Annotated in this window: 23 protein-coding genes; 8 read left to right on the plus strand and 15 right to left on the minus strand. The window is 48.8% G+C overall.

Going from position 1 to position 24,409, the window contains the following annotated elements; all coding sequences use genetic code 11:
* Nucleotides 1-601: WIAG-tail domain (locus tag HMPREF9412_RS12040; protein ID WP_036672008.1), on the plus strand; the 601-nt coding region annotated here is incomplete at its 5' end.
* Between the two features lie 323 nt (nucleotides 602-924).
* Here HMPREF9412_RS12040 and HMPREF9412_RS12045 read toward each other — a convergent pair.
* Nucleotides 925-2,175 (minus strand): MFS transporter, encoded by a 1,251-nt coding sequence (locus tag HMPREF9412_RS12045; protein ID WP_009591794.1) that lies wholly within the window; start codon nucleotides 2,173-2,175, stop codon nucleotides 925-927.
* 359 nt (nucleotides 2,176-2,534) lie between these two features.
* On the opposite strand from HMPREF9412_RS12045, the gene HMPREF9412_RS12050 reads away from it, so the two are divergent.
* Nucleotides 2,535-3,053, plus strand: coding sequence for a sigma-70 family RNA polymerase sigma factor (locus HMPREF9412_RS12050; protein WP_009591816.1), 519 nt, complete (start codon nucleotides 2,535-2,537; stop codon nucleotides 3,051-3,053).
* Entirely contained in the window at nucleotides 3,050-3,898 is an 849-nt protein-coding gene (locus HMPREF9412_RS12055) for a hypothetical protein (protein ID WP_009591804.1), read from the plus strand. The genes HMPREF9412_RS12050 and HMPREF9412_RS12055 overlap by 4 nt, the downstream gene beginning before the upstream one ends.
* 133 nt (nucleotides 3,899-4,031) lie before the next feature.
* Here HMPREF9412_RS12055 and HMPREF9412_RS12060 read toward each other — a convergent pair whose 3' ends face one another.
* Nucleotides 4,032-5,708, minus strand: coding sequence for a glycoside hydrolase family 13 protein (locus HMPREF9412_RS12060; protein WP_009591811.1), 1,677 nt, complete (start codon nucleotides 5,706-5,708; stop codon nucleotides 4,032-4,034).
* Between the two features lie 198 nt (nucleotides 5,709-5,906).
* Nucleotides 5,907-8,159 carry an ATP-binding cassette domain-containing protein gene (locus HMPREF9412_RS12065; protein ID WP_009591825.1) on the minus strand — a complete coding sequence of 751 codons (2,253 nt, stop codon included), beginning with the start codon at nucleotides 8,157-8,159 and terminating at the stop codon, nucleotides 5,907-5,909.
* 288 nt (nucleotides 8,160-8,447) lie between these two features.
* Here HMPREF9412_RS12065 and HMPREF9412_RS12070 point away from each other — a divergent pair, with 288 nt between their 5' ends.
* Together HMPREF9412_RS12070 and HMPREF9412_RS12075 are read left to right on the plus strand one after the other, a co-directional pair.
* A complete protein-coding gene (locus tag HMPREF9412_RS12070; RefSeq protein WP_009591823.1) occupies nucleotides 8,448-9,023 on the plus strand; it encodes a 5' nucleotidase, NT5C type in 576 nt (191 codons plus the stop codon).
* Nucleotides 9,020-9,250 (plus strand): hypothetical protein, encoded by a 231-nt coding sequence (locus HMPREF9412_RS12075; RefSeq protein WP_009591802.1) that lies wholly within the window; start codon nucleotides 9,020-9,022, stop codon nucleotides 9,248-9,250. Before HMPREF9412_RS12070 ends, HMPREF9412_RS12075 begins: the two co-directional genes overlap by 4 nt.
* A 72-nt stretch (nucleotides 9,251-9,322) precedes the next feature.
* Here the strand turns inward: HMPREF9412_RS12075 and HMPREF9412_RS32890 are convergent, their stop codons facing one another.
* The 7 genes from HMPREF9412_RS32890 to HMPREF9412_RS12105 all read right to left on the minus strand — a co-directional run bounded on the left by HMPREF9412_RS32890 (nucleotide 9,323) and on the right by HMPREF9412_RS12105 (nucleotide 15,916).
* On the minus strand, nucleotides 9,323-9,478 hold the full coding sequence (locus HMPREF9412_RS32890) for a hypothetical protein (protein ID WP_006208027.1): 156 nt from the start codon (nucleotides 9,476-9,478) through the stop codon (nucleotides 9,323-9,325).
* 189 nt (nucleotides 9,479-9,667) lie between these two features.
* Nucleotides 9,668-10,195, minus strand: coding sequence for a DinB family protein (locus tag HMPREF9412_RS12080; protein ID WP_254664037.1), 528 nt, complete (start codon nucleotides 10,193-10,195; stop codon nucleotides 9,668-9,670).
* Nucleotides 10,196-10,303: 108 nt separating this feature from the next.
* Entirely contained in the window at nucleotides 10,304-10,603 is a 300-nt protein-coding gene (locus tag HMPREF9412_RS12085; RefSeq protein WP_009591821.1) for a phage holin family protein, read from the minus strand.
* Nucleotides 10,604-10,786: 183 nt separating this feature from the next.
* The gene (locus tag HMPREF9412_RS12090) at nucleotides 10,787-11,344 is read right to left on the minus strand and encodes a hypothetical protein (protein ID WP_009591803.1); all 558 of its coding nucleotides are present in this window, start codon (nucleotides 11,342-11,344) and stop codon (nucleotides 10,787-10,789) included.
* Nucleotides 11,345-11,486: 142 nt separating this feature from the next.
* Complete coding sequence (locus HMPREF9412_RS12095; RefSeq protein WP_009591819.1) at nucleotides 11,487-13,289, minus strand: ABC transporter ATP-binding protein; 1,803 nt, start codon at nucleotides 13,287-13,289, stop codon at nucleotides 11,487-11,489.
* Entirely contained in the window at nucleotides 13,286-15,031 is a 1,746-nt protein-coding gene (locus HMPREF9412_RS12100; protein WP_009591808.1) for an ABC transporter ATP-binding protein, read from the minus strand. Before HMPREF9412_RS12100 ends, HMPREF9412_RS12095 begins: the two co-directional genes overlap by 4 nt.
* Before the next feature lie 291 nt (nucleotides 15,032-15,322).
* Nucleotides 15,323-15,916, minus strand: a complete 594-nt coding sequence (locus tag HMPREF9412_RS12105) for a DUF4352 domain-containing protein (protein WP_036672012.1) — start codon at nucleotides 15,914-15,916, stop codon at nucleotides 15,323-15,325.
* A 288-nt stretch (nucleotides 15,917-16,204) separates the two neighbouring features.
* Between HMPREF9412_RS12105 and HMPREF9412_RS12110 the strand changes: the two genes are divergently transcribed.
* Entirely contained in the window at nucleotides 16,205-16,537 is a 333-nt protein-coding gene (locus HMPREF9412_RS12110) for a hypothetical protein (protein WP_009591801.1), read from the plus strand.
* A 264-nt stretch (nucleotides 16,538-16,801) separates the two neighbouring features.
* Here HMPREF9412_RS12110 and HMPREF9412_RS12115 read toward each other — a convergent pair whose 3' ends face one another.
* The 3 genes from HMPREF9412_RS12115 to HMPREF9412_RS12125 all read right to left on the minus strand — a co-directional run bounded on the left by HMPREF9412_RS12115 (nucleotide 16,802) and on the right by HMPREF9412_RS12125 (nucleotide 19,433).
* On the minus strand, nucleotides 16,802-17,530 hold the full coding sequence (locus HMPREF9412_RS12115) for an N-acetylmuramoyl-L-alanine amidase (RefSeq protein WP_050802815.1): 729 nt from the start codon (nucleotides 17,528-17,530) through the stop codon (nucleotides 16,802-16,804).
* 677 nt (nucleotides 17,531-18,207) lie between these two features.
* Complete coding sequence (locus HMPREF9412_RS33095; protein WP_012818867.1) at nucleotides 18,208-18,303, minus strand: hypothetical protein; 96 nt, start codon at nucleotides 18,301-18,303, stop codon at nucleotides 18,208-18,210.
* A gap of 167 nt (nucleotides 18,304-18,470) precedes the next feature.
* Entirely contained in the window at nucleotides 18,471-19,433 is a 963-nt protein-coding gene (locus HMPREF9412_RS12125) for an arsenic resistance protein (protein WP_009591814.1), read from the minus strand.
* 409 nt (nucleotides 19,434-19,842) lie between these two features.
* Here HMPREF9412_RS12125 and HMPREF9412_RS12130 point away from each other — a divergent pair, with 409 nt between their 5' ends.
* Both HMPREF9412_RS12130 and HMPREF9412_RS12135 read left to right on the plus strand, forming a co-directional pair.
* Nucleotides 19,843-20,388 (plus strand): cupin domain-containing protein, encoded by a 546-nt coding sequence (locus HMPREF9412_RS12130; RefSeq protein ID WP_009591820.1) that lies wholly within the window; start codon nucleotides 19,843-19,845, stop codon nucleotides 20,386-20,388.
* A 568-nt stretch (nucleotides 20,389-20,956) separates the two neighbouring features.
* A complete protein-coding gene (locus HMPREF9412_RS12135) occupies nucleotides 20,957-21,514 on the plus strand; it encodes a dihydrofolate reductase family protein (protein WP_009591813.1) in 558 nt (185 codons plus the stop codon).
* A 356-nt stretch (nucleotides 21,515-21,870) separates the two neighbouring features.
* Here the strand turns inward: HMPREF9412_RS12135 and HMPREF9412_RS33655 are convergent, their stop codons facing one another.
* Both HMPREF9412_RS33655 and HMPREF9412_RS12145 read right to left on the minus strand, forming a co-directional pair.
* Complete coding sequence (locus HMPREF9412_RS33655; RefSeq protein ID WP_368072380.1) at nucleotides 21,871-22,056, minus strand: hypothetical protein; 186 nt, start codon at nucleotides 22,054-22,056, stop codon at nucleotides 21,871-21,873.
* 1,077 nt (nucleotides 22,057-23,133) lie between these two features.
* Complete coding sequence (locus HMPREF9412_RS12145) at nucleotides 23,134-24,339, minus strand: acyltransferase family protein (RefSeq protein ID WP_009591799.1); 1,206 nt, start codon at nucleotides 24,337-24,339, stop codon at nucleotides 23,134-23,136.
* Nucleotides 24,340-24,409: the final 70 nt, after the last annotated feature.

Below are 24,409 nucleotides of genomic sequence, written 5' to 3' on the forward strand. Positions count from 1 at the left end.
TGGCGCGAACGTGGCCGAGGGATCTTTGAACGGCTCCCAGATTGCAGAAGGATCCATCGAGAGCCGGCACCTTGGACCGGATGCCTTTGATAACTTCACCTTGACCGAGGGTTCTGTTACAGGAAGCCAAATCGCTGAGGGGACCATCGAGAGAAGACATCTTAGACCGGACGCTTTTGATACCTTTACACTTGCTGACGGCAGCATTGACGGCGACAAATTAGGCAAATCGGCTGTCACTAGCGTTCATATTTCCGACGGGGCTGTTACCGGCCAGCAATTGGCTGAATCAGCAGTCACTGCACAGCATCTGGCCTTCACGCCGGTGCGCAGCTCAAGCGGGAAGCCGAAACTTCAGCAATTCGGAATGACCCCCTTTGTATTGACAGGGGCCGACACTCAGACCGAGGTGACCGTCCAATTCGACGAACCTTATGCCGGTATTAACTATGTTATCGTGGGGATGAGCAACAACCCCGGCTTCCAGATTTCACTGAAATCCCAGCGCGAGGATGCAGCAGTTCTGGAAGTGATCCGCCAGCCGAATTGCAGTATTTCCTACGGCTTCGTGTCCTGGATTGCCCTTGGCCCTTCACTGTAACCAGAATATCAAGCCCAAAAGCGGCTCTCCTATAGCGATAGGAGAGCCGCTTACACGTTATTCATGCTATCGTCATTCTAAGGAATCGTATGCTTAGCCAGCCTATGTTTCCGCAGGAAAAGGCGTGGATTGTTCAAATACAGCTCACGAAATTAAAGTCTTGCATAAGGATAGGGATGAAACGCCTGTTCATAACGTGAGTTCCAGTAGTATTCAAAAATAAAAAAGACGAGCTTCAAGCTCGCCTTTTTTATTTTGAAATCGCCTGCATGTATGAACTTTGCAGTCATCAAGTCCGGCAGGAGGATGAACCTATATGCAGATTAAACCGCGCGTCCCTCCCCCTGTGCTGCGCTCTCCCCTGCCTCCGGCCATCTCGTTCGTATGATTGCAGCATAACAGCCCGAGATGAACAATACCGCAGCTGCAATGATATACGTAGTCCGGACGCCGTATTCGTCGGTGATGAACCCGAACAGCAGCGTGGACAGGCCAAATACCAGCGAAACCATCGCGTTTTGAGCCGCGTACACTTTCGGCAACAGATGAACGGATACGCTTCGCTGCAGAGTGGTCTGCAGCGAGACGGATTTCAGCTGTTCAAAAACGCCAAAGCCTGCCGAGAACATAAGGGCCAGCCAAGGCACCGAGGTCAATCCAAAACCGAGCGTCATCAGACTGATGCCGAAGGAAGAGCAGATGACGAACTTGCGAATATTGCGGTCGATCAGCCCCCCGCCTCTCATTCCGAACAGTCCGCCCAGCATGAGTCCCAGGAAAAAGCTTGCGTTGATATATCCCCACCACGCCTCCTCCCTGTGCAGCGCATCGGCCACGTACACGTAGATGATCGCTGCAATCCAGATCACGCCTGCCATCGTCTCCAATACATAAATCACATGAATCGCCCGCAGGGAAGGCTGCTTCCAAATGAGTGTCCAGCCTTCTTGAATGGAGCGCCCTTTCGAAACGCGCGTCTTCTCTTTCGGTTCCGGGGCGGCTTCATGCCGATCCTCTATAAGTTTCATGAAGACTGCCGCTGCCAGGGACAGCGCAAAGGTCAGTCCTATCACGCTGCTTCCGCCCAGGACTGCGACCAGCAGTCCCCCAACGGCCCAGCCTCCCAGTTGGATCATCTGATCCACGATGGCAACAAAGCTGTTCGCTTTCGTTAACTCGGCGGCATCCACCAGACGAGGCAGCATGGCATGGCTGGCAGGTGCAGCCCAGCCATCGAGCAAGGAGATGAGAAATACGAATCCGAGAATCGCATAAACCGTCGCCTCCTGCGCTCCCAGTGCATAGCAGGTTACCATCAACAGGAACAACACGGCCGTTTTTCCGATCTGAGACGAAACAAGCAGCGTCTTGAGGCTGTACTTGTCCATTAAAACGGGTGCAAAGCTCCCGCTTATAAACCGGGCCGTCGTCGTAACGAAAGGGATCATGGCCATCAACATGGCGGATCCCGTAATCCCATGGATCATAGCCATCAGGCCGACAATGTAAAATAAATCGCCGCTATTGGCGAGCGCCTGGCCTATCCAGAGATATCGAAAGGATTTCCGTTTCATCTTTCTACCCCAATTCTGTATTTAGTTGTGCGGGTTGGGTAGAAAAACCTACATGTTCTGGCCTCCGTCATTTCATATGACTCATATAGTAACATCCTTCATGTCTTCTGTTAAGCTGCTCGGTATTTTTCAATCCCTTCTCATTTCAGCTTTGGATTCGCATATACGGCGTAATCGGCCTGGTATATCCCTCCATTCGCCTATTTTTTATCCCAGGCTAAAACTATTTGGCCCTCTCCACGGTCTAACGATCAGTCAAGCGCACTCAAGTACTTGAGTTGATCCCATCCATCCGGCCAATGAATGAACAGATCAACGAATTCGTGCCATGACATGTATACTAGTGCTAGTAGTTAGGAGTGAGTGAACTGAGAGCGAAAGAATCGAAGCAACAACAGTTCAGCGAACATATCGAGAAATGCAAGAACAAGTTATACCGGGTGGCCTATTGCTATGTCAAAAACGAGCAGGAGGCACTCGACATCGTCTCGGAAGCGACCTATAAGGGATACCTCGCTTATGAACGGATGAACGAGCCGCAGTATTTTGATTCTTGGATGACCCGGATCGTCATTAACGCTGCCATCGACCATCTCGGTCGCAAGAAGCGGTTTACCTATATGGAAGACCAGGCTCAGGACTACGCGGCTGCAGAGCATGCGGTCCCGCTGGAGGAGAAAATGGATCTGTACGATGCGCTGGACAAACTGCCGCCGGAGGAGAAAACCTACATCATTTTGAAGTTTTTTGAGGACCTGCGCTTTAGGGAAATGGCGGATGTGCTGTCATTATCCGAGAACACCGTCAAGACCAGGTTTTATCGCATTATCGGAAAATTGAAATCTTATTTAATCGAGGGAGAGGTCGATAGCCTATGACTGGAAAAGAACGCTACGAACACATTGAAATTCCCGCTCAGTTAACAAGCGTTATAGATGCTGCGCAGAAAAAGGCGGCCACCCGTAAACGATCCAAACGCATGATGAGGTATTCTTCCGTTGTTGCAGCGGCCGCTGCCCTGCTCTTCGTGGTCAATATCCCAACGGTAGCCAATGCCTTATCCAAAGTACCCGTGGTGGGCAGTATCGTTCAGGTGCTGCAATTCGGGAGCGGCGGCGAGCGGACCGACGGCGTGACCGTAGGAACGGAAGCTTCCGAGGATGTATTCAAGATTCATTTTGATCAGGAGGGCGAGTCCGTTTCCAGCGTGCCTGCCTATACCGTCGACCATAGAGATGCCCCGAACCGCCTTATTTTCACGTTTAACGGGGTTCGAAATTTTGACTATGATACCATCAAGAAAGACATGCTGGCGCTTCCGCTGGTGAAGGATGTTTATGAAAATGTGATTCTGGACGATTCGGCCATGCGTTTTGTCGTTGAGCTGAAGGACGGCGTGAAGCATTCCGTATCGGAATATAAAGATCCCGGCTATTTGGAGCTGAAGCTTACTTCGACCGGCGAGCCGGTAACGCCGCGCGAAGTCTTCTATATCCGCAGTGAGACGATGCCGCAAGGGGAATCCCTTGCCATTCTTGAAGAGATTTACTTGGAAGACGACGTGACCTTCATTAAGGCGGCCGGAGGGGACTTCATCGCGGTCATCGGCGGATTCGATACCCGCGAGGCTGCCGAGCAGAAGCTCAGCGAGATTTCGTCGCGCGAGACCTACGGCGATGATCTTCGCATCGACAGCTGGATGAGCAATGAGCGCCCGGACTAACCGGTAACATGATAGAAGCACCGCTCCGACAAGTGTGGGAGCGGTGCTTTTTTGATGATCACATGATTCAAGTTCGATGTACCGTCAGCTCCGGATGCAGCTCTCCGGCCGTAAGAACGTTATGCTTACCCACTTAGTTCACACGATAAACTATCGCTTCATAAGGGTTTAAGGTGAATGGGCCGAAACTCCGGTCCGACCGCGCGTAATTGGAGAGCACCACTTCCGGATGACGGCCGCTCCATTCCGCGGGAAACTGAAAATCCGGCGTCCTGCCGTAAAAGTTCAATACGATCAGATATACCTCGTTCCCTAATGTCCTGGAATAGGCGAAGATTTCCGGATGCTCCTCCAGCACGGCTTCGTATTTTCCGTAGATCAGCACCTCGGTGGACTTGCGCAGACGGATCAAGGCCTTATAGTAATTCAGAATGGAATCCGGATCGGCCAGCTGATGCTCCACGTTGATCTCATGATAATTCGGATTGGACCGAATCCACGGCACGACGGATGAGAAACCGCCATAAAGCGTGTCATCCCACTGCATCGGCGTTCTTGCATTGTCCCTGGCCCGGTACGCGATTCTGCGCATCGTCTCGGACACGTCTTTTCCGTCCAACAGCCGCTCGCGATAATAATTGTAGATCTCCACGTCCCGATAATCGCTCAGCTCCGGAAACTCGACATTCGTCATCCCGATTTCCTGCCCCTGGTAAATGAACGGCGTCCCTTGCATCAGCATAAAAAAAGTAGCCAGCATCTTGGCCGATTCCTTATGATAGTGGACCGGATCGCCAAAACGGGATACGGAGCGCGGCTGATCATGGTTCTCCATATAGAGAGCGTTCCAGCCTGTCCCTTCCAGGCCCGTCTGCCATTTATGCATGATCTGCTTCAATTCGGCCAAGTCCCAGACGGCGTAATCCCAGCGCCCTTCGAGTCCGAAGTCGAGATTGACGTGCTCAAATTGAAAAATCATGTTCAGCGCCCCGTTCTCCTCCCCGATCCAGCGGTCTGCTTCGGCGATCGGAATGCCGCTGGCTTCGCCCACCGTCATAATGTCATAATCGGCGAACGCTTCGCGTTTGAATTGCTGAAGAAATTCATGGATTCCCGCGATATTCCGGTGACCGGGATTTGAATCGACATATCGAAGGTTGTTTGGATTCGGCATGTCGGGCAAACCCGGCAGCTTCTTAATATGGGTGATCGCGTCCACGCGAAAGCCGTCGATCCCTTTATCCAGCCACCAGCGGATCATCCGCACCAGCTCTTCCCGGACCGCCGGATTCTCCATATTTAGATCAGGCTGCTTTTTTGAATAGAGATGGAGATAATATTGACCCGTTAACTCGTCGTACTCCCAAGCGGAACCGGTGAACACCGATTCCCAATTGTTCGGCTCGGCCCCATCCCTCGGGTCCCGCCAGATGTAATAATCCCGCTTCGGATTCGTTCGGGAGGAGCGGGCTTCCATAAACCACGGGTGTTCATCCGAGGTATGATTAAGCACCAGATCCATGATAAGGCGCATGCCGCGCTTATGAATTTCGGCCAGCAGCCGGTCGAAGTCGGCCATCGAGCCGAATTCCGTCATAATATCCTGATAATCGCTGATATCATAGCCGTTGTCGTTATTGGAGGATCGATAGATAGGGCATACCCATATGACGTCAATCCCGAGATCCTTCAAATAATCCAGACGGGATATCACTCCTTGCAGATCCCCGATGCCGTCTTCATTCGAATCCATGAAACTGCGCGGATAGATCTCATACGCAACGGCTTCTTTCCACCATGCTTTCCGCATTGCCTGATCCCCCGTTTACAATCAAAATGCTGCCCATCGCGGTATACGGACATTAGTCGTTTATACATTCTTATGAACCGACTACTGCCTAAGCCGCAGTCTGTGGCAGCATACAGTATTGCCGTTTAAACGATCATATAAGCCTGGTAACCATAGAATGGCCATGCCGCGGGGATATGCGGCACAGCCATTCTAAGTCTATCCTCTCACGTATTTACCGGTCAGGGAGTGTTCCGCCGCGATCAGTTCGGCGGGCGTTCCTTCGAACATGACCCTCCCTCCCCTGCTGCCGCCTTCGGGCCCAAGATCGATGATCCAGTCCGCCTGACGAATCACGTCCAGATTGTGCTCGATCACGATCACCGAGCTGCCGTTATCGACGAGCCGATTCATCATGTCCAGCAGATGCCCGACATCCGACATATGCAGCCCCGTCGTCGGCTCATCCATGACGTAAATCTGCCCCTGCTTGTGCAGCTCGCTGGCCAGCTTGATGCGCTGGCTTTCCCCCCCGGACAGGGTGCTCAGCGGCTGTCCGAGGGTCAGATAGTGCAGGCCCACGTCATGCAATGCTTCCAGCCGCCGCCTGATTTCTTTTTTCTCGAAAAAACCCAGCGCCTGCAGCACCGTCATGTCCAGCACCTCGGTGATCATTTTTCCCTGGAGCTTGTACTGAAGCACATCATCCTTGAAACGTCTGCCGTCACAGGTATCGCACGGCGACTTGATGCCTTCCATGAAAGCCAGGTCCGTATAGATGAAACCGAGCCCGTGGCAGTCGGGGCAGGCCCCTTTGGAATTGAAGCTGAACAGGGATGGACTCTGATCGTTCGCCTTGGCGAACATACTCCGGATGTCATCCATGATCCCTGTGTAGGTGGCAGGATTGGAACGGATCGAGGCGCTGACAGCGGATTGATCGATGACAACAGCCTCGGGATGCTGGGACAGAAAGGCATGGTGAATGAGCGAGCTCTTTCCTGATCCCGCTACGCCCGTGACCACGGTCAATACGCCTACCGGGATATCCACCGTCACATGGTTCAGGTTATGATGATTCGCATTGGCAATGCGCATATGCCCTGTAGGTACGCGAAACTGTTCCTTCATCGGCATCCACCGCTTCATATACTGCCCTGTTAAGGTGGAAGCTTGGTCGCACAGCTGCTCGACCGTCCCTTCGAAGACAATTTCCCCTCCCCGGGTACCGGCATTGGGCCCCACATCCACCACATGGTCGGCAATTTCAATCACGTCACGGTCATGCTCCACGACCAGCACGGTGTTGCCCTTGTCGCGAAGCTTCCTCAGCATGCCGTTCAGACGGTGAACATCCCGCGGATGCAAGCCCACGCTCGGCTCATCAAAAACATACATCATGTCCGTCAGGCTGCTGCCCAGATGCCGGACCATCTTGACCCGCTGCGACTCGCCTCCGGAGAGCGTGGTCGTCTCCCGGTTCAGCGTCAGGTAATCCAGTCCCATATCCATCAAATGCTGCAGCCGCTCCGCTAAGCTGGCTACCATGCCGGCAGCGATCGGCTCCTTGATATTCAGGATGAACGCTCTTAGATCCCCGATCTCCATGGCCGCACACTCGGCGATGTTGAATCTGTTGATCCTGCAGCTTAACGCAGCTTGGCTGAGCCGTGTCCCCTCGCATAACGGGCATGTGCCGTGCGTAATGAAATTTTTCACGTGATTGAAGGTTCGTTCGGACAATTCGCTGCTGTCTCGCTGAATATACAGCCGGTTGAACTTCAGCACGAGGCCTTCGAAGTCGGACTGCACCGGTCCGCCTTTGGACGGGAACGTCACTTTTCCCTCCTTGCCGTACAGGAAGAGATCCCGTTCCGCTTCGGAATAATCGGCCAGCTTCTTGTCGTTATCAAAGAAACCGGACATGGTGTAGTTCTTCATATACCAGCTGTCCACCGAGAAAATCGGAAACCGGACCGCTCCCTCATTCAAGGATTTGGTCGTATCCAGCAGCTTTGTCAGATCCAGCTCCACCTTCTTCCCGATTCCCTGGCATTCGGGGCACATGCCCTGCGGATCGTTAAAAGAAAACGCATTGGAGTAACCCACGAATGGCTGCCCCACCCTCGAAAACAGCAGTCGAAGAACGGCGTACAGATCGGTGATCGTGCCGAGCGTAGAACGCGAGTTCCCTCCCAGCCGCTTCTGGTCGATGACGATGGCGGTCGACAAATTCTCGAGCGAGTCCACGTCCGGGCGGCTATGCCGGGGAAGCCGATTCCGGACAAAAGCGGTGAACGTCTCGTTCAGCAATCGCTGGGCCTCGGAACTGATGGTATCAAACACGATGGACGATTTGCCCGAGCCGGATACGCCGGTAAAGACGGTGATTTTTCGTTTTGGAATTTGGAGCGAAACATTCTTTAGATTATTCTCCCTGGCACCGCGAATGCGGATATATTCTTGCGGCATGGCCGTTCCTCCTTTGTGCCCTGTAGTGCTCCTATTATAAAAGGGCATTCATGACATGTACTGTCATAATGAAGAAAAGCTGCTATGATTCCGGTCGAACCCGCGCCGGGAAAATATCAGAAGGGTTGCTGGCCTATTAATGGTATACTTAGTTTATAATGAGTCAGGGGAAAGAAATGCAACATCCTTCCATTTTTGATTTCGGTTTGCCAATATGCATCCTGTCCATTACAATTTACGGAACATCATCTTTCGAAGATTTCATGATTACAGGAGAGTAATGACGATATGAGCAAAAAAATAGTCGCCATCGATATGGATGATACGATCTGCCATCTGATTCCCAAAGCCATCCATTATCACAATTTGCAGTACAAGGATCCCCAGCTTACGCTCGATCAGATTACCGATTACAACCTGCACCAAATCTGGCATCCTGAATGCTCGGAAGAATTTTTCTTCGGAAAGCCCGGCTTGTATGAAGAGCTCGAGCTATTTGACGAATATACGATTGACGAGGTTCACAGAATGACACATGATTATGATGTCATTGTCGTTACCGCAGCCCGCCCATCCTCGGTGCCCGAGAAATGGAGATGGCTGCAGAGGCATATGCCTTTTATTCCGTTCGAGAATTTTTTCGTGGCCAAGCGCAAGGATTTGGTGGAGTTTGACCTTCTGATTGACGATGGTCCCCATAATGCGATTGCTGCGAGAAAAGCCGGAAAACAGACCATCCTGATTCCGCGCCCATGGAATGCGCATATTCAGCATGAATTTATTCTGAAGGACTCCTGGAAGGGAATGAACGAGTTAGTAGACCGCATTTTATCCGATTCTAATCATCAAGGGGAAATGAAATGAATATAGACCGCAATAGCCGGTACCTATCGCAAGACATCCATTTTTTCGCTGCCGCGCTGTCGGAAACGCTGGTTTCCGTGTGGGAGGAAGACCCCGCAAGCGTATACGTGGAGATCGAGCGAGGTTACATTGAATGCTACACGCCGGATGTCGTCCGCATCCGCAACGAAGAAACAGGTTATTTGACGCACTACAGCCGTGATACCGCGATGTTTCAGCGGATGTAAAATAAGATAAGAGCCGCTTCCCTTGCCGGGAGGCGGCTCTTTTTATTGCCCGATTTATCTTTTTTGCCAAGTTCACCTTTTAGCTGACAAGACAAGAAACAAGGTTGCGAGCGGGCCTAACAACAGCGACAGCAGAAACCAGTTTAAGCCCGTTCTGTTCTTTCCTTGGGCCAGCCCGGCATTGATCAGTGCCAGCGTTCCCCATCCCACGTAAAATTCGTTATTCATCGTATCCCCTCCGAACGCATTCTATCTGGCTTAATACGTATGGCGGAATGAATCGTTGCAGGATATGCGCAAAAAGAGCAAGGAATGCTCCCTGCCCTGCGTGGTTATAAAAATACGGCACATTCGCTTAAAATGCCGCGATGCGCGGCTCCGGGAAGAAGCCGAAGCTTCCCAGCGTCGGGACGATGCTCACGCTTGCTCCAATTCCCTTAACAGCTGAAATATCTGTCCCCTGTGATGGGACTCATGCTCAATCAGATGATAGATGACCCATTCGGGCGTCACATCGTAAGGCTCCAGTTGTCTGGGCCTTCTCCAGTCCGAAAGGTCCATGCCTCGGAAATGGGCAACCAGTTCCTGACGAACCATGTCCATACGGTGGAGATGCTCAGCGAGCGGCTGATCCGGCACTTCGGAAAGACGGTTATCCTCCGTACGGTGATCCCAGGGGAAACATGCCTTTATTTTCGGGTCCCAATCGGATTCAAGCACCTCGGCGTACAGCCAGTCCGCTTCGATTAAGGCAATATGGTATAGCAGTGAACCGATGGATTGCCGGCCGGCCGCCTTATGATTCAAATGCTCATATCGGATCCCGGCCAGCCGTTTCAATATCGTCCGCCGCACCTCCTCGAGTCCCCATATCCAGCGGCCGATCTCCGGCTCAAACCCAGGCAGCGCCTCAACGGTCAACGTTTTCCTTTGCAAGTCTTTCACGCTCCCTCTCATGATCTCATGAACTATAGGATAACAGGCGGGAGACGCAGGCTACAAGGTAACGTTCGGTTTAGACCAAAATGATCCTGGGACCCATTGCAGCCGTTCTTACTTCTTTCTGGTCGCAATCGCCTCTGCCGTTTGTTTAACGGCCTGATGCCCGAATACGGCGAACGCCCCCGCAAGGATGCCTTGGATGATATTCTCCACGCTCCAGCCGATCAAGCCGGTTGTCAACAGGATGGATACGACCATAACCACATATACGATGCTCCAATTCGGAACCTTAGGCGTTTGCTTCAGCACGTATCCGATCACCCAACAAGCGGCAACGACCATGAACAGCCGCGGATCGATCAGTTGAAAAATGACGCTCCATTCCATGACAAACCCACCCTTTCCATTCATTTTCTACATCCTATTCCTAGAGCCTATGTATCGGCTTGTACTTATATCCTTATTCCCGCAGGCAAAATAATAGAATCTGCCGATGGAATTCGTGATAGGTTCATGGATGGGCAGACGAAGCGCCAATCGCGTATTCCCGGGTGGGGGGAATACGTGAAGATATTCTTTGAAGTGGCGTTGAAACTAAAGGTCATTGCCTGCCGCTTCAATGATCCCGCAGATCCAGTCGGTCAACCGCCGATCCTTCTCTTCCTGACTGCAGTCCGTTGGGAAGGCAAGGTAGTGCTGATGCTCGGGAATCCGGGGTATCCCCTTCTTCATGACGGCATCCGCCCTGGTATCGTTTTGGTATTCTATAAAACGAAGATCCCTTCCGTCCAATGTCTGATAGGCATAACAGCTGTACTCGATTTCGTCGATGACGGTCCAGTGATGTCCCTGCTTCCTGGGATTGCACAACACATGCGTGCCCTTCAGCTTGTTCAGTGAGTACAGAAAGCCTTGCAGCTGGGCCTCTGTTATGTGGTAGTCATCCAAGTAATACCGCTGCGAGACTCTGTCCGCATTCGTGTCGATGATCTGATAGTTTAGAATAAACGCAGCCCCTTTGCGCAGCACCGGATCGAAGTAATCCTTCTGAATCCGGCCCTTATGACGGGAAAGGCGATCAGACACCAGATCATCCATGTTGCTATGGTCCAGGTTATGACCGAAAGTGATCAAGAACTTGCGATTCTTCATGCAGAACTCTCCCTTATATGACCGATATAATGCCAGTATATCCCACCCATTATTATACAAAACAAGGCAGCCTCCTCACCAACGGAAGCTGCCTTGCTCTTAAACCTGTTCAAATATCCCCAATTCCAAACCACATTAAATGTTATGCTTTGCTAACCTCGGCTTCATCCGCTACCGCGGCCTCGGTCTCGGTCGTGGACTGACCCTGCCATAACAGCTGCATCTCTTCGCTCGTGGCGAGCAGCTCGCCCAAGCTCCCCTCCGCTTCGATCCGTCCATCCTTCATGACGATGATATGATCGGCCTTGGACAGGGCCGCCCTGCGGTGCGATACCGCAATGCAGGTGACGTCACGCTCCTTGAACATTCCCTCCCATACCAGCTGCTCCGTCTCCACGTCCAGCGCGCTGGACAGATCGTCGAAGATGTACAGATCCGCGCCGGTCATCAGCATGCGCGCCGTGGCCGCGCGCTGGATCTGTCCCCCCGACAGCATGACGCCTCTCGGGCCGACAAACGTCTCCAGCCCTTGATCCAGATTCTCGATGTCCTTCTCCATGACGGCCAGCCGAACGGCCCGTTCCAGCGCTTCCTCGGCCCGCTCTTTCTTCCCTTGCACGATGTTCTCTCTCAAAGGATCGCTGAACAGCCTTGGAACCTGCGGGGTATAAGCCGCCCGAGGGGGCATCAGGAAGGTAGCCGGATCGACTTCTTCCCCGTTCCAGCGAATCGTGCCCGCCTGCTTGGGCAGCAGCCCCAGCAGGGTCCGGACAAGCGTCGATTTCCCGGCCCCGATTCGGCCGGTCACCACCAGAAACTTGCCGCGCTCCAGGCGGAGGTTGATATTCGATATCCCATTCTCCGAATTCGGATAATGATAGGATAAATTCTTTACCTCCAGCTCCTTGAGCTTCTCCCCCGGCTCCCTTCGAATGAGAGGCAGTTCCGGAGGATCTTCGTTCAGATACGTTTCCCTCGCTTCAATAATCCGGTCCTCCTCGCCGGGGCGGAACAGCGAGCGCATACGGTCAAAGGAAACCTTCAGCCGTTTGTGCTGGAACACCATATATCCGAACAAGGAAATGCTGAACCCGATATTGGCCAGGTACGTCGTAAACAACGCAAAATCCCCGACGGTGAAATGCCCGGCCTGCATCTCGGTTGCGCACATCAACAGGATCAGCCCCGTACAAATGCTCAGCACATGCTGGTTCAGGGACCGCATCCATTGTTTGAACAGATTATCCTTCAGCGCCGCCTGCCGGCGGTCCTCATTCAGCTTCGTGAAGCGTTCATGGACATGATCCTCGGCCTGCCCGAGCTTCAAGGCTTGGACCGCGCCGAAGGTTTCGGCAATGAAGCTGGTGATTCGCCCCGTAGCTTCCCGGTTCTTCAGGCCGTAACGCCGCGCGCGGTTGCCGGATAAATTGTTCAGCAGCGTGACCACTACGAGCGGCAGCACGGCCACCAGCATGATTTTCCAGTTAATGCTTGCCATGATGACAACGGATACGAGCGCAAAAACAAGGCGTCCCCAAAAATCCACCCAGGACTCCACGTATTCCACAACTTCATCCACGTCATCGCGGAAGCGGCTCATCGCCTCCCCTGGAGAAGCCGGCAAATTCCGTCCCGGCCAGCGCATGATCCCCGCCAGCATGTTGGTGCGCAAGATAGCCTGGATATGATAAATATACGTTACCCATTGATAGAAAGCCGCAAAGAACGTCCCCACCCGCGTAACCCTTACAACGGCAATAAAAATCAAAGGAACGGCCAGCCATACATAATCCGTTGAATTCGATGTGGCCCGGTCGAAAAACCACTGCATTCCGAGCCCGATCAATAACGGCAGCGAATGAAAGATGCACCACAACAAACCATTGATTAAAAATAATGAGGGCTTGAATCGAAACAGCCGCCCTATAAAACCCGTGATGGTCACGCCAGCTCCTCCTCTCTGCCTGTACTCAGCAGTCTCGCATAATGCGATGCCGGATCTAACGCAAGTGCTTCCCGTGCGCCGAATTCCAGAATTCGCCCGTCACCCAGCACCATGATTTTATCCACCTGCTCCAGGGTAGCCAGCCGATGCGCGATGACGATGCCCGTACTGCTGCTCATCAGCTGATCGACGGCTGCCTGCAGCATGGTCTCCGTTGCGGCGTCCAAGCGTGAAGAGGGTTCATCCAGAATCACGAGGCTCGGCTGCGTCAAAAATACCCGGGTTAACGCAAACAGCTGTGCTTCCCCGGCGGACAACGAGGCCCCGCCTGTGGTCAGATGCGTATCCAGACCTTCCGGCTGCGCATCGATCCACTGCCGAAGCCCGAGACGCTCCGTCGTTTCCAGGATGAATTTGTCCGACACGCCGTAATCGAATAGCGTCAGGTTGTCGCGTAGCGAGCCGTCGAACAGCTGCACATCCTGCGTAACCATCCCCACCCGGCGGTAAAGCGCGGGCAGCTTCAGCTTCGTGATATCCGTGCCTCCGACGCGGATGACCCCGCTGTCGATGTTATACAGCCGAAGCAGAATGCGGCTGAGACTCGACTTCCCGCTGCCGGTACGTCCGATGATCCCCAGGCGTTCACCCGGCTTTACTTCAAAGTTAATGTCCTTTAATACCGGTTTATCCGCGTTGTAACTGAAGTTGACGCCCTCAAACTCCAAACCGAGCGCGCCTTCGGGCAGCTCTTCCTGCTCCCCGTCCACGATCTCGCTCTTGTTGGACAGCAGCTCTCTGGAGCGCAGCATGCCGGATTTCGCTTTCTGAAACTCCTGCACTTGGTCGCCCAGCATCTCGATCGGATCGTTTAACATCTGCGTATATTGATAGATCAGGAACAGGGTTCCCAGCGTAATTTCATCGATCAAATAATAGCGTACCCCCAGTAACAGGACTGCGGTAACCGCCAGGGCAAACAGGATCACCGTGGTGTTCCAGGGTACGACGCGGAGCATCCAGGCTTTTCTCCCCTTCAGGAACACGCTGCGCATCAAGCGGTGAAACCGGTTCATGACGTACGGCACGTTGCCGTTCGCCTGAACATCCTCGATGCCGGCGATGCGTTCCTCAATCAATCCGAACAGCGAAGCGCTGGCTTCCCGTTCGTTCTTGGAGGAATTGACGCCCATATTCCGGATGAACACCATGAACAGAATGGACAGCAGCGTGAACACCGTCATAACGATCGCGATGGGCAAATTGACCGTAAACATGAATCCCAATATGCCGGCAAGCAGTACGAAGCTGCCGATCACCTGCACGATGAACATCGCAAAGAAATTCGAGATATTCGTCACGTCTCCGTCAATCCGCTCAATCATCTCGCCGGGCGTTTTCACATTATGAAACCGCATATCCAGCCGCAAGCAATGCTTCAGAAGATCACCGCGGAGACGGTTCGTCGCGCGCCATGAAATATCGTTCCCCAGATAACTGACAGCTACGGTAATCAGCTGATTAAACACAGCCACTACCAGGAATAATCCCGCAAGCTGGATCAGCGTGGCTATCACGCCTCCGCCGGCTGCCGTGTCGATAAAGCGTTTGACAATCTGCGGATTCAGCAGCTGCAAGCCGGTCGACGTCAGCAGCATGGCGAGCAGCAGGATCAGCCGTCCTTTTACCGGCTTCAAATACCGAAGCAGCCATGACATGGATACCTTTTCTTTTTTGGGCACAGTGCCCACCCCCATATGCAAGCAAGTATATACGGACCGTCATTCCCCAAACACAGGCATGCCCGGCAGTAAATCATTACCAGTCTACATGAAAACCCCGATCATTCCTAGGTAAAGAATAATTATAATGTGATGATCGTTTATGACTCTGTAGCTTTGAATTCGTCCATCTCAAGAAGCTTCCACTATAAGTAATAACAAATAAAAAACGAACGCTAAGCTTCTGCATCCATGATGCAGAGCGGGCGTTCGTTGATCGTTCTGATTATGAGTACTGTCGTTATCTCGTTGTTAACGTAATGTGATTTGAGCCTTGTCCTTATCTTCAAGCTTGACTACCAAGCTTTCTTTAGAGTCAGCAACGCTATCGGGTACTTCTATGACAACAAATCCAGACTTTGTAGCCAAAGGTTTGATGCTGCCCGTTCCCAGATCACCATCAATCATGGTTACCGTGTAATTATATTCATATTCCTCTTTAAATATGGCTTTCATACTAACGCCGCCAATTATTGAAGTGAAGTCCTTTGCCTCTTTACCATTATTCGTAACAGTGTAATTTAGTATAAGGAACTTATTCCCTTCATCAGCGCTTGACGAAAACATATCCGCGCTTACTTTTTGGTCAAACTCAAACGAATCAAGCACAACTTCCCAATCCCCTAATGTAAACTTTTCTCCAGGTTTGTTGGAAACCTCTTTCGGCTCTTCTTTGGCTGGTTCTGTTGCTGCTTCTTTGCTTGGCTCTTCTTTAACGGTTTCCCCTGCTGCGTCCACACTTTGCTCATTTTGTTGTGGAGAGTCACTGCTTGTAGTATTATTTCCGCATGCCGAAATAACTAAAAATGCACAAATCATCAAAATCAAACCGAACTTTGTTCTCATTTACTGACCTCCGTGTAGGTAATATATACCACATTATCATACCATATATTATTTTTCTATTATTTTCTTAACTTTTTGATATTTTCCCCAATCTATAAAATCGAATTAAAAAGTGCTAAAGAATCGCATCAGTTAGAGAAATGATTCATTTTCCTTCCTGCAATTCCGTTTTTTCTTCTATATAAATCTAGCGAGTCAATACCCGCTTCAAAAAAAAGCGAATCCGATAATTCAGCATACTCGTATATGTATAATAGAGTGACGTGCAACTTTTTGGAGGTGGGCATAATGAATACTGGGATCAGTGGATTAGACGGACTGGATGAAGAGAAGCTATCAGAAATTCGCGAAAATGCCGCAAGGCTCTCGGACATGAAACAAGAGGTGCCCGTGGAAGAACTGTTCTCGGAATCATTTATTCAAAGACATACGAAGTTTTCTTCCATCGATCACTTGCTGAAGGCCGCTGGATACGAGGGAAGCACCGATGAAGATTTTGACGAATTCATACAAGGTCGCACGATTAACCCGTTTATCGTTGAGCATACTCCATTTCGCAGCTGGCAGGATTTTCAGGAATTAGCCGTATCCGCTTATATTACGAAATGGCTGGGTTTGTAAATATTCCATCAGTACCGTACCTTGGGTCTTTCCCCAATGGGAAGGCAACCAAAGAAGCCCCTCTAACCGATGTTAGAGGGGCTTCTGATATATTATTTAAAAGGGGTGCTTCTATCATATGCCCGAAATATTAAGGGCAGCTTAAATTACGATTAAAGAGACATAAATTGTTCATCATGAACGCATCCTTGTGCATCTGCATCAAGGGTGCGGCTCCATTCGTTTGTGGGAGACACGTCATTCTAAAAATCCCCGGGCCATGGCCTATTCGGTCGTCACCGTAGCCGTTTTGGTCTTGTTATCCCATCCCACTTTGGCGCCTAATGCCTCACCGATGGCCCGGAGCGGTACATAAGTCACGCCATTCTCCAGCCTGCCATCTTCGATCTGCTTACCGTTTACAATGACATTGACCTTATCGCTCACCTCAGTACCCCCCTCTTTCTTCTGAAGTCCCAGGTATTTGGCAATGCCGTTTACATGGCCTCTCGCCAGAGCGTCCATCACGTCCTGCCGTTTCAGCTTGGCTGCATCCGCTGCCACATCGATAAACAGGTTCTCGGTCAACACCGCAGGCATTTTAGATTCACGGACCATATGCAGGTTAGCCGCCTTCTGTCCTCGATCGCTTGCCCCGTAGGATGTAATCGCGCTCATGACCTCCGAATGAATAACATTCTGGAGTTTTACCGAACCAGGGCTTGCGGAGGTATATCGATATGACTCGAAGCCCCCTGCACCGCCGCCTGCGTTACAGTGGATGCTTACCAGGATATCGGTACCGGCGGCGTTTGCCTTATGGGTCCGTTCCGCCAATTCCAGAAACACGTCGGAAGATCGGGAGAGGTATACCTGAACGCCGTCGTAATCGGCTTCCAATCGTTTCTTCACGGCCAGGGACAGCGCTAATACGATATCCTTTTCCTGCAGCCCGTTTCCGGTGGCTCCGGCATCCTTTCCGCCATGTCCTGCGTCAATCCAAACCTTTTTCACGATCATTCACCGCCTTTGTAGGTTGTTCAATAGCCTGGTGGCTAAATACAGCGAAGTAGGCCGCGTCCCTTCCTTCCACTCATGCTTCCACGTTTACTAGGCAAGCAACTATAGATCCTACTGCAAGGACGAGTATAATATATACATACTCCAATGGGGTACGGTCGGTGTTTGCTGGAGCCTATATCGAATGGCCCGGTTACGGTTTTGAGCTGACCTCTTGTGCCCAGACCCATGCTTCATTTCATCCGGAATCCCTGATATTATGCATACTATGGAACTTTCCCGGAGATTGCCGTCATGTTTGGCAAGGCGGTGATTTCATCTGTGTTACTTCTATTCTAACCGATCGGAGACGGGTTATATGTCTGGATTCGTACTTATCGTGTTCGCTGCAGCTCTTATCATTCGTGGTGTCATGAGGATACGCAAACCCACATGGGGGTCCTTATATAAAATGTGGAACATAAAGTATGGGTCGGAGCCTGATTCCGACTACATTCACTATATAAAATCCAGCGGGATTCTTCTGGTGGTTCTGGGATCGATCCTACTCGTATCCGGGGTTCTGATGGTTATATTTTGAGCTCCATAACCGATACTTTCATCCCTTTAGGATTTAAAAAGCCCTGCCGACATGAGTCGGCAGGGCTTTTTGTTACGCGAAAGAAACGAAATTATACCCAGAAAGAAGCAGTAATGATGACCAACAAGATGAAGAGAACAAGAATCGCTCCGACAGAGTTATAGCCGCCGTATCCAACTTCGCCCATGAGATTCCCTCCTTTGCTTACGATACGATATAACGTATTCAAAATTTCATGAAGTGTCAGGGCGCATGTACTGCTCATAGACAAAAAATACCTCCGCCAGCCTCTGCCAGCGATCCAAGTGTCACTCGGCGACGAGATTTCCTGTTCAGTCAGGCGGTCATTTATTTTCAATCCCGGTAAATCAAATTTGGCACGATACGTATATAGACAAGCTCGGCAATTAGCTCTATCACGGTTTGCGTGACGATTACCGCAGCTGCAATCGTAGCCATTTCCTCGGGCAGAGTAAATGCTAAAGGAAGAACGACTAATGAATTCCGTGTCCCTGCACTAAATATAAGCGCTCTCCCATCCTTGGGTCCGATTCGAAAAAACGCCGAAGTCGCTCGTGAAATAAATGGCGTCATGATATGGAATAGAACATAAATGGGAATAACCGCTATGATAACGTTGAGATCTTCATACACCCTCCCGATTTGTGAAGCAATGACTACAAAAAGAACGAGTGCCATAAAGGGTACTGGGAGCCATGCGGTTAATTGCAACGATTCTGAACCCTTGGCACTTTTCTTAGCCCAGAACTGTGCAGCTACAGCAAGAAGCAACGGGACGATGATCAAGAAGATAAACGCCTCGACAAATGGGCCGACCTTGACCACTTCTGCTGCTTCCGAGCCAAGGAAAAGCCACAAGTAAAACGGAAGCATAATGATTTGTACTACAAAAAGGATCGGTGTGGATGCAAGAATCAATCGCTCATTCCCTTTCCCTAACTGTGTAAAAACAATAACATAATCAATGCATGGCGTCAGAAGCACAAGGCAAACACCAAGTAAAACGGGAGCCGGTTGAGGAAATACCAAGGTTAGAATATAGACGAGAACCGGTGTTAGAACAAAATTCACAAGCAATAGAGCTCCTATAAAACGCCCGTTGGATAAAGCCTCCCTCAGCTTAAGGAATGGAATTTGACAAAACATGCTGAAAAGAAGAATGGCAATCAGGAATGATATGGCAGGCTCAACAAACATGCCTATGGCGGGACTTAATAAGCCAATTACTGCACCTAATATCAAGGCTGCTGCATAAACGCCTATTTGATTCTTCTCTACACTCTCCAGTCTAAGCATTTGTCCACACTCCACTTTTTACCCGAATTATATCACGGGACCGGCATGGCACTGTAAAATACCGCTTTTGAGGCCGCGCTGCTCTCAACCATTGCTATACCCTATTTAGCTCTTGGAGAATACCCCCCCCATCTCTGAAAGGGTTCCTAACATTGATTATTCTTCTTATAGCGGCATCTTTGCGTTCAATTTCGTACCAAACTTTTTTTATTTTTATCATATTAGATCTAATACTAAGTTATGGCTAACAAGGGTAACTCAAAATCTCAAAGCGGCAGTCCAAGACGATGTCCACGTCTTAGCTTACCGCTTGTCTTAAGTTATAGGCCCCAGCCCATTTTCGAATCGTTTAATTAGGCGGCAGCATAGGATAATCGGAAAATGATGAAACGATAAAAGGAGAATGAACATGTACCGCGACCCATGCTACCCTTATCAAGTGTTTGATCCAAGATATCCATACTGGAACAATTACAACCGGCTTCATAACTTGAATCCTCATTGTTTCAGTTGGTATGATGCCCGTTGGTATCGTGATGATGAAGATATTCAAATAACGGATTATGGACGAAGACCACTTGTACTGAATATTGATCAAGCTGCGAAACAAAACAATACGTACCGAACCGCTATATGGACAGGGAAGCACTTACAAGTGACCCTAATGAGCATTCATGTTGGAGATGACATTGGATTAGAGGTTCACCCCACAACCGACCAATTCATACGCATTGAACAAGGTCAAGGGCTTGTTCAAATGGGCGATAGCAAAAACAATTTAGACTTTCAACAAATGGCCTATGATGGCTATGCCATCATGATACCTGCTGGAAAATGGCACAATGTAACCAATATGGGCAGCGTACCGCTAAAAATATACGTGATATATGCTCCTCCTGAGCATCCATTTGGCACGGTCCATGAAACCAAAGCAGAGGCCATGTCTGCTGATTAGATCAAGATAAGGGGTAAATGTACGGATTACACAATAACGACCCGGCAATTTATTAGACGACTGAAGCCCGTCAGCTTATTGCTGGCGGGCTAAAGTGTGATACTAAAAATATATAACGAGACTAAAAAACATAAACAACACGGAATGATGGACAAGAACAGTTTGTTATCTTCACTTTCTCCTCTTTTCACCCCTACAATGTGCATCAGGTATCCGGCACTTACAGACAGAGTTACAAACCCTAAATATAACGTTTTGTGAGAACTGAACCAAACGCATATAACAAAAATAAAGGCTATCCACGTGAATATATATCTCAAAGCTTTAAAAGGTTTATCCCCCAAAATATCACCTCAAGAAAATGTTGCATTCACCTTCTGTACCAACCATTCCATCCATTTCATATCATATCACGCTCCTTCGGAGAAATAAAAAGCCGCTCCAGGAAGGAACGACTTCAGAGTACATAAGATCATTTTAACGAGGTTGGGCAGATTATGACATAAGGTGACGTATTTGAGGTCTATACTGGATGGTAGATTAACGTTTACGAAAGGAGAAATAAATCATGACACGAAGAATAATTTTAGATTTAGCGGTTACTTTGGATGGTTTTATTGAAGGGAAACATGGTGAAGTTGATTGGTGCATTATGGACTCTGAGATGGGGTTTAATCATTTTTTAAATCAAATCGATACCATTTTGTATGGAAGAAAAAGCTATGATTTATGGGGACAATTCACTCCGGAAATTGGGCATACGGATTCTGAAAAAGAGTTTTGGGAATTGGTTCATAGTAAAGAAAAGTATGTGTTTTCCAGGACGCAAAAGGGGACTGATCATAAAGCAATATTCATAAATGATCGCATTCTTGAAGAAGTAAATAAATTAAAGAATAAGCCTGGTAAAGACATCTGGCTGTACGGCGGAGCAAGTCTTATTACGACTTTTATCAATTTGGGACTTGTTGATGAATATAGATTATCAGTTCACCCTGTTGTTTTGGGAGAAGGAAAACCGCTGTTTGTGGATATAAAACAGAGGTTGAATTTAAAAATGGTGAATACAAGAACGTTCTCCTCAGGCGTTGTGCAACTAATTTATCATTTTGATGGGAACGAATAATATTGCGCATTCGCCAACACTAACAAATAACGGCCCGGTTCCCGAATGACGGAAAACCGCCCTTAAAGAAAAGACCGCCCCTTTGCGGTCTTTATCCTGCGTTCACAAATTGGATAATCCCAATAAGAACTAACAATAGATAAACAACAATTATAATTACAAAACCTTCAACCCCTTCGAACCACCAAGTGGTCTCTTCCCAACTTTCCTCTCCACTGAATCAAGTCGATCTTTTAGTTCTTGTATTTCTTTCTCTAGATCCATTCTAGCCTCCTTAAAGAGTTCTTCAACCCATATATATCCATTCAATAAATACGAACTATATCCTCTTACTAAACGAGAAATGAGGACTGGCTCTATGCCGGTAGGTTCCTTGTACCGATTTTTACTGACGTCGCAGAACTTCGGATCACTCTCCATAGTACGGCAGGGCCGGTCCAGTTGGCACAAGTCGTCAATGTAGACCTGCTTCCGCCGAAAAAATTCGCCACTGTGTTGCCTGGACGACTGCTGTTCTTGATCGGTATGGCCAGTAACTCCAGCGGCTTTTGTGTCGGATGACATACTTGCCGACATCACCACGGGACACTTCCCAAACCGTGGATGGGATGAAAAACGTATATCGCGGCCGTCGGCGCCATATGCTCGGCATACCTCTCAAATACGGAATGCAAAAAGCCCGCAAATTCCTTTGTGGGATGTCGTCGTTCATTATTGTCTCCTGGCCCGTCAGCGCCAGGCGGGAAGAGTCACTTTCAACGGCCACGTGATATGGTGGGTCCGTAACCACAAGTGCTTCCAGTTCACCATCCATCAAGCAGCTTACATCCTCAATGCTGGTTGATCACCACACATCAATCGGTGAGAGCCGAGCTGCCAAATATCTCCCCGTAGCGTCTCTAGCTCCCTTGAACGTCGAAATCATCCTCCACAACCGGGTCCTCAATCACCGTAACAGGTATGGTACCAAAATCGGCCATCAGGTTACTGAACTCTTCCGCGTCAATTCCCATGTGCTACCCAACTTGCAAGGAGCTGTTCTGAATACAATTGGTGATTCGATCTTAGGGAATCAAATCGAGGACAAAAACCGCACTTTACTCGACTAAAGGCTAGAAGAATGTTAGAAGTGTAGGTTATTAAACAGAAATGGCGCTGTTCCGAAATGTCGGAAAACCGCGCCGTTATTGGCTTTATGAAGATGCTGGTGAAGGGAATTGAACCCCCGACCTATGCATTACGAGTGCGTTGTATGCTGTTTCCCTTGGGGACCCTTAAGTTCCTACCCCCACTATTAATAGGGCTTCCTTCATGTAATGGGACTGACGAGTTCTTATAGGTTCCTAATTTGGGTAGAAGAATTGATAGAAGTTCTGGTAGAAGACTGAAGCCCGCCAGTTAAAATACTGACGGGCTTTTTTTAGTGTGCTGAAATAATTTCATCTATTTTAATCCATTGCCACGCCATCACTCTTTTAGGTCAGAATATTTTTCACGACAGATGTTAGGTGCAGAAAACATCACATTTGCAGATGGATGTGTTTGCTGCGCTAAAACGATTTTGTCGACAACAATAAACAGCCCCAATATGCATTCTCTTGATAGTGTTATAATTTGTCTCACATTTTATGATCATCCACTACGTGCTGGCAGGATCTCTTGTCATTTAGGTTGGAGTTTTTGTTTTTATCAGGACTGAAACATACATTGTAAACGTAATTCGCAAGAGCGATTCCTTTTGCATCTACGTACTTATAGGTTAAATACGAAACGCCAAATATTAATATCATTGACAACGAAACGACTGTAATAACGCTGATCTTATAGGATACTAGTTCTATTAGAATATTAAATAATATGGAGGAGAAAGAGCAGATAACAAGCAAATGCATCACATATAGTGAGAAAGAGATTCTCCCCAGGAATACCATCGGTTTTGTTGAGAAAAATGTTTTCATCCACTCAAAATGTATTAAAGCAAATACTATAAAAAATGCACCGATCGAGTTAAGAAAGATACTTGTTTGTGACCAATTAAATGCATCAAAGATATACTTATACAAGAACCCTTGTTCTCCCCAATTTGGAACAGAACCAAAATAAATTCCTAAGATAAACAACACTATAGTCAATGTTTTTTTATTAAACGCTTCCCACTTTTCATGGTTGCCATGAACTAGATCGCTTAGTATCACTCCAAACACAAACCCAAGATAATGTGAATCATAAAAATACAACAACATCAAAACGTAAATAATATATCGGTTGCGCAATTTCCCAAACAAAGCAACGAAAGCGAAAACCATAAAGGAACCGAAAAACTCAATTTGTATAGTCCAAAGATTCGTGTTGTAAGTTGAATTACCTGTGAAAAATACTTCGTAGAATGCTTGAAAAATCATATCCTTAAAACTTGGTTCAAATGTATAAAACTGCACTAACCAACCTGATCTAGTTAGTTCCCCCACGCTAGTATTTTGCATTAAGTTCAATTTCATTAAAATATATGCGACAAAGATTGAAAATAAGATCGGAATTAATAATCGAATGTATCTTTTACTAGCACTGGCAATGATAGTACTAAGGTTCTTGTCTCTATAGAAACGATAAGTCAAGACATATCCACTTAGAACAAAGAAAATACATACAGCGAAGCCTCCGTTATACAAAATATTCAAAGGGGATTCGGAAATGAATCGATATCGAAGATATTCAGGTCTACCATAATCCTTTAATGATAAAGCAAAGGCATTAACGAAGTGAGCAATAACGACAATTAGAGCCGCTAGTCCTCGCATACCATCTAAGTACTTTAATTTGCCCATAATTTTTCCATGAATCCCCTTCAATTGTAGTTTCGTGTCGATGTAATTATAATTTTATAGTAAATATTTA

Source organism: Paenibacillus sp. HGF5, from assembly GCF_000204455.1.
GTDB lineage: Bacteria > Bacillota > Bacilli > Paenibacillales > Paenibacillaceae > Paenibacillus_AQ > Paenibacillus_AQ lautus_A.

Excerpts from the sequence above, each read along its gene's own strand:
- HMPREF9412_RS12125 (WP_009591814.1), bottom strand. The coding sequence starts at position 19,433 with ATGCTTAGACTGGAGAGTGTAGAGAAGAATCAAATAGGCGTTTATGCA.
- HMPREF9412_RS12055 (WP_009591804.1), top strand. The coding sequence starts at position 3,050 with ATGACTGGAAAAGAACGCTACGAACACATTGAAATTCCCGCTCAGTTA.
- HMPREF9412_RS12105 (WP_036672012.1), bottom strand. The coding sequence starts at position 15,916 with ATGAGAACAAAGTTCGGTTTGATTTTGATGATTTGTGCATTTTTAGTT.
- HMPREF9412_RS12145 (WP_009591799.1), bottom strand. The coding sequence starts at position 24,339 with ATGGGCAAATTAAAGTACTTAGATGGTATGCGAGGACTAGCGGCTCTA.
- HMPREF9412_RS12110 (WP_009591801.1), top strand. The coding sequence starts at position 16,205 with ATGAATACTGGGATCAGTGGATTAGACGGACTGGATGAAGAGAAGCTA.
- HMPREF9412_RS12130 (WP_009591820.1), top strand. The coding sequence starts at position 19,843 with ATGTACCGCGACCCATGCTACCCTTATCAAGTGTTTGATCCAAGATAT.
- HMPREF9412_RS12135 (WP_009591813.1), top strand. The coding sequence starts at position 20,957 with ATGACACGAAGAATAATTTTAGATTTAGCGGTTACTTTGGATGGTTTT.
- HMPREF9412_RS12060 (WP_009591811.1), bottom strand. The coding sequence starts at position 5,708 with ATGCGGAAAGCATGGTGGAAAGAAGCCGTTGCGTATGAGATCTATCCG.
- HMPREF9412_RS12070 (WP_009591823.1), top strand. The coding sequence starts at position 8,448 with ATGAGCAAAAAAATAGTCGCCATCGATATGGATGATACGATCTGCCAT.
- HMPREF9412_RS12090 (WP_009591803.1), bottom strand. The coding sequence starts at position 11,344 with ATGAAGAATCGCAAGTTCTTGATCACTTTCGGTCATAACCTGGACCAT.
- HMPREF9412_RS33095 (WP_012818867.1), bottom strand. The coding sequence starts at position 18,303 with ATGGGCGAAGTTGGATACGGCGGCTATAACTCTGTCGGAGCGATTCTT.
- HMPREF9412_RS12075 (WP_009591802.1), top strand. The coding sequence starts at position 9,020 with ATGAATATAGACCGCAATAGCCGGTACCTATCGCAAGACATCCATTTT.
- HMPREF9412_RS32890 (WP_006208027.1), bottom strand. The coding sequence starts at position 9,478 with ATGAATAACGAATTTTACGTGGGATGGGGAACGCTGGCACTGATCAAT.
- HMPREF9412_RS12085 (WP_009591821.1), bottom strand. The coding sequence starts at position 10,603 with ATGAATGGAAAGGGTGGGTTTGTCATGGAATGGAGCGTCATTTTTCAA.
- HMPREF9412_RS12045 (WP_009591794.1), bottom strand. The coding sequence starts at position 2,175 with ATGAAACGGAAATCCTTTCGATATCTCTGGATAGGCCAGGCGCTCGCC.
- HMPREF9412_RS12065 (WP_009591825.1), bottom strand. The coding sequence starts at position 8,159 with ATGCCGCAAGAATATATCCGCATTCGCGGTGCCAGGGAGAATAATCTA.